This is a genomic window from Lysobacter sp. DMC104, from assembly GCF_056313665.1.
In genome coordinates, this window is record NZ_JBQUZW010000020.1 from 1 (window position 1) to 13,464 (window position 13,464).

General features: G+C 69.7%; 12 protein-coding genes. 3 read left to right on the forward strand and 9 right to left on the reverse strand.

Annotated elements, in window-relative coordinates:
• Window positions 1-226: 226 nt before the first annotated feature.
• Complete coding sequence (dksA, locus tag ACT53R_RS18795; RefSeq protein WP_476173447.1) at window positions 227-1,273, reverse strand: RNA polymerase-binding protein DksA; 1,047 nt, start codon at window positions 1,271-1,273, stop codon at window positions 227-229.
• A 126-nt stretch (window positions 1,274-1,399) separates the two neighbouring features.
• On the opposite strand from dksA, the gene yidD reads away from it, so the two are divergent.
• From yidD to ACT53R_RS18810, 3 genes are read left to right on the forward strand one after another with little or no spacing between them, the layout of a single operon-like run.
• On the forward strand, window positions 1,400-1,633 hold the full coding sequence (gene yidD, locus ACT53R_RS18800) for a membrane protein insertion efficiency factor YidD (RefSeq protein ID WP_476173448.1): 234 nt from the start codon (window positions 1,400-1,402) through the stop codon (window positions 1,631-1,633).
• A gap of 7 nt (window positions 1,634-1,640) precedes the next feature.
• Complete coding sequence (locus ACT53R_RS18805) at window positions 1,641-2,996, forward strand: dihydroorotase (protein WP_476173449.1); 1,356 nt, start codon at window positions 1,641-1,643, stop codon at window positions 2,994-2,996.
• A 20-nt stretch (window positions 2,997-3,016) separates the two neighbouring features.
• The gene (locus ACT53R_RS18810) at window positions 3,017-3,886 is read left to right on the forward strand and encodes a M23 family metallopeptidase (RefSeq protein WP_476173450.1); all 870 of its coding nucleotides are present in this window, start codon (window positions 3,017-3,019) and stop codon (window positions 3,884-3,886) included.
• A gap of 218 nt (window positions 3,887-4,104) precedes the next feature.
• Here ACT53R_RS18810 and ACT53R_RS18815 read toward each other — a convergent pair whose 3' ends face one another.
• The 8 genes from ACT53R_RS18815 to ACT53R_RS18850 all read right to left on the reverse strand — a co-directional run bounded on the left by ACT53R_RS18815 (window position 4,105) and on the right by ACT53R_RS18850 (window position 13,373).
• Complete coding sequence (locus tag ACT53R_RS18815; protein ID WP_476173451.1) at window positions 4,105-5,673, reverse strand: hypothetical protein; 1,569 nt, start codon at window positions 5,671-5,673, stop codon at window positions 4,105-4,107.
• 243 nt (window positions 5,674-5,916) lie between these two features.
• Window positions 5,917-8,052, reverse strand: a complete 2,136-nt coding sequence (locus ACT53R_RS18820) for a peptidase domain-containing ABC transporter (protein ID WP_476173452.1) — start codon at window positions 8,050-8,052, stop codon at window positions 5,917-5,919.
• The gene (locus ACT53R_RS18825) at window positions 8,049-9,302 is read right to left on the reverse strand and encodes a beta-barrel domain-containing protein (protein ID WP_476173453.1); all 1,254 of its coding nucleotides are present in this window, start codon (window positions 9,300-9,302) and stop codon (window positions 8,049-8,051) included. The genes ACT53R_RS18820 and ACT53R_RS18825 overlap by 4 nt, the downstream gene beginning before the upstream one ends.
• Before the next feature lie 16 nt (window positions 9,303-9,318).
• Complete coding sequence (locus ACT53R_RS18830; protein ID WP_476173454.1) at window positions 9,319-10,347, reverse strand: MvdC/MvdD family ATP grasp protein; 1,029 nt, start codon at window positions 10,345-10,347, stop codon at window positions 9,319-9,321.
• Window positions 10,348-10,446: 99 nt separating this feature from the next.
• Entirely contained in the window at window positions 10,447-10,638 is a 192-nt protein-coding gene (locus tag ACT53R_RS18835) for a hypothetical protein (protein ID WP_476173455.1), read from the reverse strand.
• A gap of 263 nt (window positions 10,639-10,901) precedes the next feature.
• Window positions 10,902-11,840: a GTP cyclohydrolase FolE2 gene (folE2, locus tag ACT53R_RS18840; RefSeq protein ID WP_476173456.1), complete on the reverse strand. Its 939-nt coding sequence runs from the start codon at window positions 11,838-11,840 to the stop codon at window positions 10,902-10,904.
• A gap of 142 nt (window positions 11,841-11,982) precedes the next feature.
• Entirely contained in the window at window positions 11,983-12,681 is a 699-nt protein-coding gene (locus tag ACT53R_RS18845) for a phytoene/squalene synthase family protein (RefSeq protein ID WP_476173457.1), read from the reverse strand.
• Window positions 12,678-13,373 (reverse strand): phosphoglycolate phosphatase, encoded by a 696-nt coding sequence (locus ACT53R_RS18850; protein WP_476173458.1) that lies wholly within the window; start codon window positions 13,371-13,373, stop codon window positions 12,678-12,680. The genes ACT53R_RS18845 and ACT53R_RS18850 overlap by 4 nt, the downstream gene beginning before the upstream one ends.
• Window positions 13,374-13,464 lie beyond the last annotated feature (91 nt).

The following is a 13,464-nucleotide window of genomic DNA, read 5'->3' on the forward strand; positions in this document are numbered from 1 at the left end:
TCTTCATGAGTTCTCCTTGGTCTGTCGAGGGTAGAGAACTCACCTCCCGGGCGGCTACATGATTCGTCTCAGGTCAGGACACACAAAGACCGACTAACACCGATGTACTCTCACTAGAGCAGAAACATCACCCTGAAGCTTGAAGCGGCAGTCTAAGAAGCCCCGCAGGAAAAGAAAAAGCCCCGCTGAAGCGGGGCTTTTTTCGTGGTCGCGTCGCAGCGGGGACTCAGTCGCCCTGCTGCTTCTGCAGGTGTTCCCAGCGCTCCTGCTCGTCGATCGTGCGCTCGGCGGTGAGGCGGGCCTCCAGCCGGTGCAGGCCGATCTCCTCGCCGGAGTCGACGCTGTAGCCGTACTCGCCGGAGTCCACGCGCTTGAGCGTGCTGTCGATCTTGCCGATCAGCTTGCGGTAGCGGTCGCGGGTGCGCAGTTCCAGCGAGTTCTCGGTCTCGCGGGTGGCGCGCTCGGCGTCGTCGCCGACGTCGCGCACTTCGTCCTTGAGGTTCTCGATGGTCTGCTTCGATTCCTCGATCAGCTCCGCGCGCCACTGCAGCAGGCGCTGGCGGAAGTACTCGAGCTGCAGCGGGCTCATGTACTCCTCGTCCGGGGCGGGCTTGTAGCCGGCGGGCAGGATCGGACGGCCGGTGGCCTCGTCGACCTTGTACGGCACGACCTTCACCTGATGCTTCGGCGCAGGCGACGGCGAGCGCGAGGTCACCGCGACCGCAACCTTGCCGGCCGCCGGACGCGGGGTCACGGCCGGGGCGGAGGCCTTGGGCGGATCGTTCGGCTTCGCCTGCGGAGCCGGCGCCGCAGGCTTCGCCGACTTGGACTGCGAGGGCTGGGACGGCGGTGCAGGCGGTGCAGGCGGGGTGGCCGGGGGCGTCGGCGGGGAGGCTGGCGGCGGGGCCGACGACTTCACCGGCTTGGATGCCGACGCCTTGGCGGCCGGCGCCTTGGTCTTGGCAGCCACGGCGGCCTTCGCGGCGGGCTTGGGCACGGGCTTGGCGGCCGGCTTCACGGCGGGCTTGGCGACCGGTGCCGGCTTCGCCGGAGCGGCCTTCGCGGGCGCCTTGGCGGCCGGCTTGGCCACCGCCTTCTTCGCCGCGGGCTTGGCCGCCGGTTTCGGGGCAGGCTTGGCAGGGGCCTTCGCGGCCGGCTTCGCCGCCTTCTTCGCAGCGGGCTTGGCCGCGGGTTTCGCGGCGGGCTTGGCGGCCTTCTTCGCGGGTTGCTTCGCGGCCTTGGCGGCCTTCTTCGCGGGTTTTTTCACTGCCACGTCGCGGAATCCTCTGAACTTCCCTTGAGGCGGGAAAGCGGGCTGTTATACCCTGCAAAGACGGCAGCGGCAACCTCGCGTCCCGCAGCGTCCGCCGCCTGCAAACCCACGCCGGACCGGACCTCCTTGATCGACCGCCTGCTGATCGCCGCGCTCCGCTTCTACAAACGCTGGATCAGCCCGCTGCTGGGGCAACGCTGCCGCTTCGTGCCCACCTGTTCCGAATATTCGATGGAGGCGATCGGCCGCTTCGGCGCCCTGAAGGGCAGCTGGCTGACCGTCCGTCGGCTGTCCCGCTGCCACCCGCTGTGCCCCGGCGGCCACGATCCCGTGCCGCCCGCGCCGCCCCGCTCCGGATGATCCCCCCATGACCGAGCACGCCCCCACCCTCATCGTCAACGCCCGCCTCGTCAACGAGGGCCGCGAGACCGACGGCGACCTGCGCCTGGCCGGCGGCCGGATCGAGGCCATCGGCACCGGGCTGGTCGCACGCTCCGGCGAGATCGTCATCGACGCCACCGGCCGTCGGCTCATGCCCGGCATGATCGACGACCAGGTCCACTTCCGCGAACCGGGCCTCACCCACAAGGGCGACCTCGCGACCGAGTCGGCCGCGGCCGTGGCCGGCGGCATCACCAGCTTCATGGACATGCCCAACACCAGCCCACCGACGCTGGACAGCGCGGCGCTGGAGGCCAAGTACGCGGCGGCCGCCGGTCGCGCCCGCGGCAACTACGGCTTCTACATGGGCACCAGCACCGGCAACATCGACGCGATCCGCGCGCTGGACCCGAAGGCCGCGCCGGGCGTGAAGATCTTCATGGGCGCCTCCACCGGCAACATGCTGGTCGACGACCCGGAGATCCTCGACGCGGTGTTCCGCGACGCGCCGACGCCGATCATCACCCACTGCGAAGACACGCCGACGATCGACGCGCTGCTGGCCGAATACCGCCAGCGCTACGGCGACGACATCCCGGTGGAATGCCACCCGGACATCCGCTCGCGCGAGGCCTGCATCAAGTCGACGCGGCTCGCGCTGGAACTGGCGCGCCGCCACGACGCGCGGCTGCACGTGCTGCACATCTCCACCGCCGACGAACTGGCGCTGTTCGAGCGCGGGCCGCTGATCCGCGACGACGGCAGCCGCAAGCGCATCACCGCCGAGACCTGCATCCACTTCCTGCGCTTCGACCGCGCCGGCTACGCGACCCGCGGCAACTTCATCAAGTGCAACCCGGCGATCAAGGACGCGCACGATCGCATCGCCATCACCGCCGCGCTCGCGGACGACGTCATCGACGTGCTCGCCACCGACCACGCGCCGCACACGCTGGAAGAAAAGCAGGCGCCGTACCTGCGCGCGCCCAGCGGTCTGCCGCTGGTGCAGTTCGCGCTGGTGGCCGCGCTGGAATGCGTGCACGAAGGCGCGCTCACTGCCGCGCAAGTGGTGCAGAAGTTCGCGCACGCCCCGGCGCAGTTGTTCGACGTGAAGGAGCGCGGCTTCCTGCGCGAGGGCTACGCCGCCGATCTCGTGCTGGTCGAGGATGTGCCGTTCACCGTCGAACGCGCACAGGTGCTGTCGAAGTGCGGCTGGTCGCCGTTCGAGGGCACGACCTTCCGTTCGCGCGTCGCCTCGACTTGGGTCAACGGCCATCTCGCCTGGGACGGCCGGCAGCTCGTGGGCGCCCCGCAGGGCCGTCGACTGGCGTTCGATCGATGAGGCGCTGCGGCCTGCGGGCAATGACGGCCCGACTGATGGCTTGCACGCTGACGCTCGCCCTCGCCGCCTGCGGCACCGTACCCGTACGCACGCCCGCACCGACGCCGGTGGCCGTGTCCGCGGCCGCATCGGCAGAAACGCGCACGACGTTGCCGGCCACTGTGCCGCAGGGATCGCTGGTGATCGGCCGCACCCGCGCCGATGCGCAAGTCGATGTCACCGGCCGCCGCGTGCGCGTGGCGCCCGACGGCGTGTTCGCGTTCGGCGTGGGCCGCGATGCGACGGGGCCGCTGGTCGTGCGCGTCGCCTTCGCCGACGGCGCGGCCGCCGAGCACCGCATCGTGGTGACGCCGCGCGACTGGCCGATCGAACAGATCGACGGCGTACCGCCGGACACCGTGAATCCGCCGCCCGACATCGCCGCGCGCATCGAACGCGAGCAGGCGTCGGTCGCCGCCGCCCGTACCCGCGACGATGCCCGCGAGGATTTCCTGCAGACGTTCGTCTGGCCGGTGGAAGGCCGCATCAGCGGCCGCTTCGGCAACCAGCGCGTCTACAACGGCACACCGAAGTCGCCGCACTCGGGCATGGACATCGCCGCCGCGCAGGGCACGCCGGTGAAGGCGCCCGCCGCCGGCATCGTCACATTCGCGGATCCCGCGCTGTACCTCACCGGCGGCACGGTGGTGATCGACCACGGCGCAGGCGTCAGCTCCAACTTCCTGCATCTGTCGCGCATCGACGTGCAGGTCGGCGACCGCGTCGAACAGGGGCAGGTCTTCGCCGCCGTCGGCGCGACCGGCCGCGCGACCGGCCCGCACCTGCACTGGGGCATGAACTGGTTCGACGTGCGGATCGATCCGCTGCTGGTGCTGCCGCCCGCAAAGTAGCCAGCAGGCTTCTCGCCGTGACGCGCCATCCACGCCGTCATCCTCGCTTGCACGAGAATGACGGGCGTTTTTCGTGAACGCTCACATCTGCGGTGCCACGCTTTTCCGGACCGCAATCGCAACGTCCCGTCGGTGATGACAGACGGACGCCGTGAAGGCCACAAACAGAACGGCCCGGCATCGCTGCCGGGCCGTCTTCATTTCACGTGGCGAAACGCTTACTGCTTGGCGGGTGCCGGTGCGGAAGCCGGGGCCGCGGCCGACGGCGCGGCAGGCGGTGCCGGGGTCGCCGGCGGCACGATCGCGTTGCCCGGGATCGCCCAAGAGAAGTCGGTCTTCGTGTAGTCGGCGAAGCAGGTCCTGGTGCCCGGCGGCGTCGACTCGGTGCAGGCGTTGGCCTTGAAGTCGATCGGTGCCTTGTAGCTGGCCGGGTAGTTCATCGTGGCGAGGCTGCCGTTCGACAGCGCACCGGCGGTGGCGGTGCCGTGGCAGCTCATGCAGTTGCTGGTCTGGCCCGCGGGGATGCCCGACGACGTCTCCAGGAACGGATTGAAGCAGACCACCATCTTGTTCGAGCTGTTGCCGTGGGTCTGGTTCCACGCGGTGCACATCGCGTAGTTGCGCCAGGTGCCGGTCACGTTCGCGGTCATGCCCTGCTTGCTGCCGGGGAAGTTGTTCGGCGCGTCGTCGCCCGGCTGCCACCAGAACGTTTCCCACGTCCAGTTGACGATCGTCTTGCTGTTGACGTGCATGCCGACCAGCACGCCGTAGTCGCCCGCGGCGGCCTGCAGGTTCTGGCCGCCGTCGCCCGAGCTGTTGACCAGCGCGTTCCACGACTTCGCCTCGGCCTCGTCCATCCGGAAGCTGTAGATGGTCGACAGCGGCGCGTACAGGTACGTCTTGCAGGCCATGCCCGAGTTCGGAACCATCTGCGCGATCTGCTGCTCGGTGGCCGGCACCGGCTTGGTGTCGGGGCCGGCGGGGTTCGCCGGATCAAGCAGCACGCAGTTGAACCACGAGTTCGGCACCGCGTTCGCGGGCGTGGTCGAGAATTCCGGCCCCATCCACAGCGGGATCGGCGTCAGGCCCTGCGCCTTCACCACGAAGATCACCGGCTTGGTCTCCATCGCGGTCGAACCCTGGGTCGAGCCGCTGTCCGGCGTGTACGGCGCATCCACCACCTTGCGGTCGGCGACCGAGGTGGGCGGCGTGGTGGTGGCCCACGAGGCGTTGAGGCTGCTCAGGTCGGTGGCCGAGATGTAGCTGTACGGCGTGCCGTTGGTGGTCTGCGGCGTGCCGAGGTACGACACCATCGGCGGGTTGAACTTGTTGAACGCGACGACCTGGCCGTCGCTGGGCAGCGACTTGCCGAGCCGGCGCGCGGTGTGGCCGATCTGGCTGGCGATGCGGAAATTGCGCGACGGCCGGCTCAGGCCGTTGCAGCCGGCGGCGCTGAAGACTTCGTTGGTGCCGCACCACGTTTCCCAGATCGGCAGCGCGCTGCCGTTCCACTTCTGGCCGGAATCGCTGGTCATGCCGGCCCACAGGTTCCAGGCAGCGGTCGTGATGTTGTCGATCTGCCAGGCATCGGCCCAGGCCTGGAATTCATCGCGATTGCCGGGATAGCCGAAGCCGGCCGGCACGTCCATCGGCTTGATCCCGACCGGTGCGGGCGCAGGGGCCGGAGCCGGTGCGGGCGCCGGCGCGGGGGCCGGCGGAGGCGTTTCCTGGTGGCAGGCAGCGAGCAACACCGCTGCGGTGGACAGCGCAAGCAGACGCGTCTTCATGTGACCTCCTGTGTCGAACGGTGATGGACGGGAATGCCTTGCGCCCCTGACTCCACGCTCCGCACCCCCTGTGACGGCAGCCGTCCACGACGCACGGGCCGAGGACCGGGCGAGCATACGCAAGCGCGGTCGCGTCGACAAATGTCGGCGCCGTGCGTGCGGCTTCGATCGAATCGCCCGATGGCACTGCACCGCAACATCGGTACGCGGCGCATGTCGCTTCGCGTGCGTGCGCCCTTGCGCTCAGGCGCGCGCGGCCGCCGGGACGCTGCGCAGGCTGCCGTCCTCGTGGCGTTCGATGCGCGGCGGCTCCACCACCTGCCCGCCGTCGAGCAGCAGGCAGCGATCGGCGCTGGCGATGGTTTCCGGACGATGCGCGACGATCACGCGCGTCAGCGGCATCGCCTCCACCGCCTCGTTGACCCGGCGTTCGCGGGCGATGTCGAGATGGCTCGTTGCCTCGTCGAGGAACAGGAACAACGGATTGCGATACAGCGCGCGCGCCAGGATCAGGCGCTGGCGCTGACCACCGGACAGCGAACTGCCCATGTCGCCGATCAGGCTGCGATAGCCCATCGGCATCGCCGCGATCTCGTCGTGCAGGTCGGCCATGCGCGCCGCGGCCTCGACGCGCGCCTCGTCGAACTCGGGATCGAACAATGCGATGTTGTCGGCGAGGCTGCCCGCGAACACCTGGTCGTCCTGCATCACCACGCCGGCGCGGGCGCGGAAGTTGCGCGCGCCGATGTCGACGAGATCGCGACCGCCGACGCGGATGCGCCCGGACGTCGGCACCAGCAGGCCCAGCATGAGCTTCAGCAACGTGGACTTGCCGCAGCCGGAGGGGCCGACGATCGCCACCGACTCGCCGGCGCCGATGCGGAAGCTGCAATCCTTGAGTACCCACGGCTCGCCGTCGGCGTAACGGAACGACAGGCCTTCGACCTCGATGTCCTGCGTGACCGCGATGTCGTACTCGTCGCCGGCATCGGCATCGGGCGCTTCGAGCAGGATGTCGCCGAGCCGGTCCGCATGCAGGCGCAGCATGCGGAATTCCACCCAGCGGTCGACCAGGCCCGCGGTACGCTCGGCGAACTGGTCCTTGTAGGCGAGGTAGGCGATCAGCATGCCGACCGAGAAATAGTTGTCGATCGCCAGCAGCGCGGCGATCCAGATCACCACGATGCGCTCGACGCCGAAGATCAGCTGGTTGGCCGAACCGAAGGCGACGCCGAACCACGCGATGCGCGCGTCCTGGTCGACGGTCTCGGTGACGAGGTTTTCGTAGGTCGACCGACGCTGCCCTTCGAGGCCGGAGACCTTCACGCTCTGCATGCCGCGCACGGTCTCCACGAGGTGCGTGTGCTGCCGCGCCGAGGCGTTGAGCTGGCGTTCGCCGAGGCGGCGCAGGGTGCCGTAGCCGGCCGCACGCACCACCAGGTACAGCGCGACCGCACACAGCGTCACCAGCGCCAGCTTGGCGCTGTAGAACAGCATCATGCCCAGCGTGACCACGGCCATCATCCCGTCGATCACGGTCTCGACGAAGCTGCCGGTCAGGGTGCGCTGGATCACCTGCACCGAACTCATCCGCGAGACGATGTCGCCGAGGTGCCGCTTCTCGAAGTAATCCAGCGGCAGCCGGGTGATGTGCGCGAACACGTTCGACAACCACTGCTCGTTGAGCCGCGAGGACAGGAACACGATCGCCCAGCCGCGCAGCGCGCCGGTGCAGGCCTGCAGCACCAGCGTCAGCAGGAAGCCCAATGCGAGCACCACCATCAGGTCGCGGTCGGCGGAGACCAGCACCTGGTCCACCACCCATTGGGTGTAGAACGGCGCCAGCATCACGAACACCTGCAACGCCAGCGACAGCATCAGCACCAGCAGCAGCGAGCGACGCAGGCCGCGGACGTCGCGCACCATTGCGCGCAGACTCAGCCGTTCCTCGTCCCCGACGGTGGCGAAGCCGTCGCCCGGCGACAGTTCCAGCGCGATGCCGGTGAAATGTTTCGAGGCTTCCTCCAGCCGCATCGTCTGCCGGCCCGAGGCGGGGTCGAGCACGGTGATCGTGCGCGGCCCGGCCTCGACCAGCACCACGAAATGGTTGAGGTTCCAGTGCAGGATCGCCGGCGTGCGCAGCTTCGCCAGCTGCTCCAGTTCCAGCCGCAGCGGCCGCGGACGGAAGCCCAGTTGCTGCGCCATGTGGATGATCTGGCCGAGCGTCGCCCCCTTCATCGACAGCGGAAAGCGACGGCGCAGTTCGCGCAGGCCGATCTTCATGCCGTGCGCATGGCAGACCATCGCGATGCAGGCCAGCCCGCACTCGGTCGTCGCCGATTGCAGGATCGCCTCCGGTATCTTCGCGCGGCCGATCATTGAGCCCCCACATGGCCGCGCAGCGAGTACAGCGGCTCGAACACCCAGTCGATCAGGCTGCGGCGTTCACCGAGGATGTCCGCCTGCAGCGCCATGCCGGGCATCAACCGCTCACGGTTGCCGTAGGCCATCACGTACTGCGAATCCAGCGCCACCACCACCTTGTACGTCGGCGTGCGCGATTCGGCGGAACCGTCGGCCGGCACCGACGCGCTGCGTCCGACGCGGCGGATGGTGCCCATGTACTGACCGAACTTCTGGAACGGGAACGCCTCGTAGCGCAGGCGCACGCGATCGCCCGGTGCCACGAAACCGATCGCGGAACTGGGCACCGCCAGTTCGGCTTCCAGCCGGCTGTTGGATTGCAGCACCGACAGGATCGGCTGCCCCGCCTGGATCGATTCGCCGCGCTTGGCGATCTGCACCGACACCACGCCGTCGGCGGGCGCGAGGATCGCGACCTGGCGGTTCGCCGCCGATTCGATCGACTCCTGCTCCAGTGCGGCGAGGTCGCGACGACGCTCGGCATCGGTGGCGCCGGCGCGCAGCGGCAGTTCGCGCATCGACTGGTCGAGTTGCGCCATCTCGCGGCGCAGGCCGCTGACCTGGCGATCGAGTTCGCGCAACGCGGACGTACGCTCGATCACCTCCATTTCCTTTTCCTTCACCTGCAGCTCGCTGACGTAGCTGCCTTCGCGCAGTTGCGCCAGCTTCTGCCACAGCGCCCGCGCGATCTCGACCTTCTCGCGGTTGGCGACGATCTCCGCTTCAAGGCTCGCGAGTTCCGCATCCATCGCGCTGCGTTGCCGCGCCATCGCGGACTGCTGCACGTCGAGCATCGCACGTTGCGCGCCGGCGTCGCGCTCGACGCTCTCGCGCCGCACCGCGATCTGCTTGCCGATCGCGGCCAGCGAGTCGCCGGCGGAGGTCGTCGCGCTCGGCACCGACACCACCGCGACGCGGCGGCCCGCGACCACCGCCCCGCCCTCCTCCACGCCGATCTCGCTCACCACGCCGGCGACCGGCGCGACCACCGTGGCGATGCCGCGATCCGGGACGATCACGCCTTCCACGCGCGTGCGGCGCGTGTAGCTGCCGAGCATGAGGAAGACCACGATCGTCACCGCCGCGACGACCAGCGCCGACGCGATCCACCAGATCCGCATCGGCTGGACCACCGACACCGAACCGAGCGCGGCGAAGCGCTGCGCGTCGATCGCTTCCCTGCGGAAGAGTTCCCTGCGCGTCATCGGCAGCGGGCAGTCCTCAACCGACCGTGGCGTGGTCGCGCGCCGCTTCCGGCACCGCCGGCACCGCGGACAGCAGGCGCTGCTCGAACGCCTCGGCGAAGGTCTCGGTGACCTGGCCTTCGGCGACGTCGTCGAGCCAGCCCCAGGCGCCGTCCTGGTTGCATTCGAGGAACCACACGCGGTCGTCCTGATCGACGATCAGGTCCAGGCTGCCGCTGAACAGGCCCATGCTGCGCATGTAGCCGTCGATCGAGGCGCGGGTGGCGTCGCCGATCTCGTCGCAGGCGAAGCCGACGAACCCGATGCCCTTGCGCCAGTCGACCTCGGTCACGCGGCTGTGCTGCGATTCGATCCGGAACGCATGCATGCGCCCGTCGACGTAGACCACGCGCAGTTCGTGCTTCTTCTTGATCTCGTGCTGGAAGAAATGCGGGCAATGCGCGACTTCCTGCTCGGTCGCACCCTGCAGGTCGCGCTCGGTCACGCGCATCGTCATCACCACGTAGGGAATCTGCTCGCCTTCGCCGCTGGGCTTGACCTTGCCCGCGGACACCGACTTCATGATCATCTCGCCACCGCACTCGCCGAGGAAGCCCAGCGCGCTGTCGCGATCGTTGGTGATCATCGTCTCCGGCACCAGCAGGCCCGCCTTCGCGGCCATCATCTGCTGGTAGGGCTTGATCATGCACTGGCGCGCGACCAGCGAATTGACCGCCATCTCGCCGTTGACGCCGCACAGCAGGCGGTAGAACGCACGCCATTCCTGCGCCGCGTAACCGCTGGAGCGCTCGTCGCCCTGCACGTAGAGGTGCGTCCCCGGCATGATCTTCGTGCGATCCCACACCAGGTAGGGCGCATCCAGCTTGCGTCCGCCCAGTTCGAACGAGACGGCGCCGTACGCATCGGAGCGGAACACGAACCGTGCATCGTTGAGGTAGTCGACGACCAGCGCGTCGATGCGACCGCGCCTGCGCAGGCTCTGCACGACCCGCTCGACATGCGGATCTTCCATGGACCCCAGCACCACCAGCACGGGCTTGCTCATCTTCGCTCCCATCTCGCGTCGTCGCGTCGTTGCGTGTTCATCTGTTCGAGGGAAGGGGCGATGACATCGCCCCTTCGGTTTCGGCTTGGACGGGCCGGATCAATCCTCGTCCTTGCCGTCGTCGCCACCATCCTGGTTACGGGTGATGGTCACGGTGTTCAGCTTGTAGTCGATCGCGCGGAGCGATCCGACCGCGACCATGCCGCCCGACACCTGCTCGATCTCGCTGCTTTCCAGCTCCTGCAGATCGGCGCGGTCCTTCTCGTGCTGCTTCAGAATGAACGGAATCATGTGGTTTCCTTGAATCCTTGAGGTTGATGGATACCGGGCATCCGGCCGACACCCGGCCCGAACCGTCGCGGCGGGCCCTCCGCAGCGGTTCGATGGGGTATTCGCATCGCGGGGCGATTTCCGGACATGAGCGCGCGCGACCGCGTTGCACGGCCGGAATGTCATCGTGGTCATCGTGCGCGTCGCACCGCAGCACGCCGAAACGCGAACGTCCCGGCCTTTCGACCGGGACGTTCGGGGACAGCATGCGGGCGGGAACCGGCTCAGCCGGCGGCGCGCCCCCGGCCGGAAACCTGCGCCACCGCATCGTGCGGATGCAGGCTCTCGAAGTGCGAGACGCGGGCCTCGTAGCGCAGCACGCGCGCATCGTCGGCGAGCGCACCGGCGACCCGGCGCGCGGCGTCCTCGCAGAACATCAGGTGCTCGGCGTTGAGCCGCGCGAACGCCTGTTCGTCCTCGCGCTTGACCGCGGTCTGCACCGGCGTGCCCAGCGCGGCCTCGATGCGGTCGATCCACTCCGCCATCGGCAGTTCGTCGAACGCCGGCTGCAGCACCACGCGCACGTCGGCGCGGCTGCGCTGCGCGTGCGGGGTCGCGGCGAGCCCGCGCGGCGACGCCAGCCAGTCGCGCACCACCTGCGTGGACAGCGGATGCGCGGCGGCGAAATCCTCGGCGAAGCGTTCGGCGTTGAGTTGCCGCGACAGTGCGGCGGATGCTGGGCAGGTGCTGGAGTATTCGACCGAGAAGCCCAGCGTCAGCGCGAGGTGGCCGTCGACCAGCGCGGCCTCGAGTTCGATCGGGTAGCGCTTCCAGCCGGCATGTTTGCTGGCCAGCGCGCGGCGCTCCAGCATCAGGTCGTGGCGCAGCACCAGCCGCGCCGACGTCGACAGCGCGCCCTGCGAATCGACGCAGGCCTGCAGCACGCGGCGCAGGCGCGCAGGCGCCAGCGTCTCGCCGGCCAGCGTGCGCTGGAGTTCGAGATACAGCCGCGACATGTGGATGCCGCGGGCGCCGGGATCGCGCAGGTCGACGAACACGTCGACCGCGGCCGGCACCTGCATCTCCGCGCCGTCGGCGCCGCGCAGGCGCAGCGGCAGGGCGATGCCGTGCATGCCGACCCAGTCCAGCGCGCGCGCCGCGGCAGCGGCATCGCCGGCCACGTCGGGCAGGAGGCGGGAAGGCTGTGCGGGAGGCGGCGTCACGGGCGTATGGAGGTCGCGGAAGAGGCGGGCATTGTACCCACCGCCGCCCGCGGCTTCGGCCGCAGGCGGCCATCGCGGCACGGAACGATGCGTCTTGCCCGATCCGTCCACGCCGGGCCGGGCTCCCGGGTGAACGCCGCGTTCAGCCGCGCGCGGCGCGCCAGCCGCGCCAGAGCGCCTGCGGCGGCGACAGTGGCACGACCTCGCCGGTGGTGCCGAACCGCGCGAGTCGCGCATGCGTCAGCGCATCGAGCACGCGCCGTGCGCGAGCGCCCGACCGGGCGGGCGCTGGCAGCGTGCGTGCCCACGCGCGGGCCGCGTCGATCGCGGTCTCGCGGGGCCACAGCGCATGCGCCGCGAGCAGCGGGAAGGCGTCGACCGATGCGCCATCCACGGCGGCCACGGTCGCGTCGCCGCCGAACAGCGCCGCCTCGCTGCGCGCGATCGCAGCCGCCAGCGGCCGCAGCCGTGCGATCGCGGCCGCGTCGCGCATGTCGGCGGCCAGCGCGTCGCGCACCGCCTCCAGCGCCGGCAGCGCGTCGGCCAGCGCGGCCCACGGCGCCGGCCGCTTGTGCAGCGTACGGCCGAGCGGGTGTCGGCGCAGACCCTTCGCCCAGCCGCGCAGTTCCTCCTGCCACCACGCCAACTTGGCGAAGCCCGGCGTCGGATCGGCGCCGGTCCAGGCCGCGTCGGTCCATTCCTGCACCAGCGCGAACCACGCCTCCGCGTCCGCGTGTTGCGCCCCGGGCACGAACGTGCGCGCGATGCGCCACTCCGGCCAGCGCCCGCGCCACTTCTCGATGAATTCGTCGAGGACGTCGTCGAGACCGGCTTCGCTCATGGCGTGACGGCGGGGGTCGACGCAGCAGTCGGCCACGCGGCCGGAGCGAGCAGCGCGCGCGGATCCTCGAACAGCACATCGCCGCCCCAGCGCAGCGGGTCGTCGCCGGGCTGGCGATAGCCCCACAGCGCAACGATCGACGGCATGCCCGCGGCGCGCGCGGCGACGATGTCGCGCTCGTCGTCGCCGACATAGACGCAGTCGCCCGGCGCCACGCCGATCACTTCGGCCGCGTGCAGCAGCGGCAGCGGATGCGGCTTGCGCTCGGGCAACGTGTCGCCGCCGATCAGCACGCCGCAACGCGTGCTCCAGCCGAGCATCGGCATCAGCTGCTGCGCGAGGTATTCCGGCTTGTTGGTGACGATGCCCCAGCGCACGCCGTCGGCTTCCAGCGCGGCCAGCATCTCGGCGATGCCGTCGAACAGCACGCAATGCTGACCGAGTTCGCGCTCGTAGGTGTCGAGGAAGGGCTTGACCATCGCCTCGCGCGCTGCGTCGTCGAGCTGCGGCCACGTGGCGCGGATCATCGCGCGCGCGCCCTTGGACACGTGCGGACGAAGTTCGACCAGCGGCATCGGCGGCTCGCCGCGTTCGGCGCGCATCGCGTTGACGGCGGCGACCATGTCCGGCGCACTGTCGAGCAGCGTGCCGTCGAGATCGAACAGCGCACCGCGGGGGAAACGGGTGGACATCAGGACTGCACTCCGGAAACGGCAAAAGGCATCAGGCAGCGATGAAGCAACGGACAAAGCCCTCCCCTTCAAGGGGAGGGTTCGGGAGCGG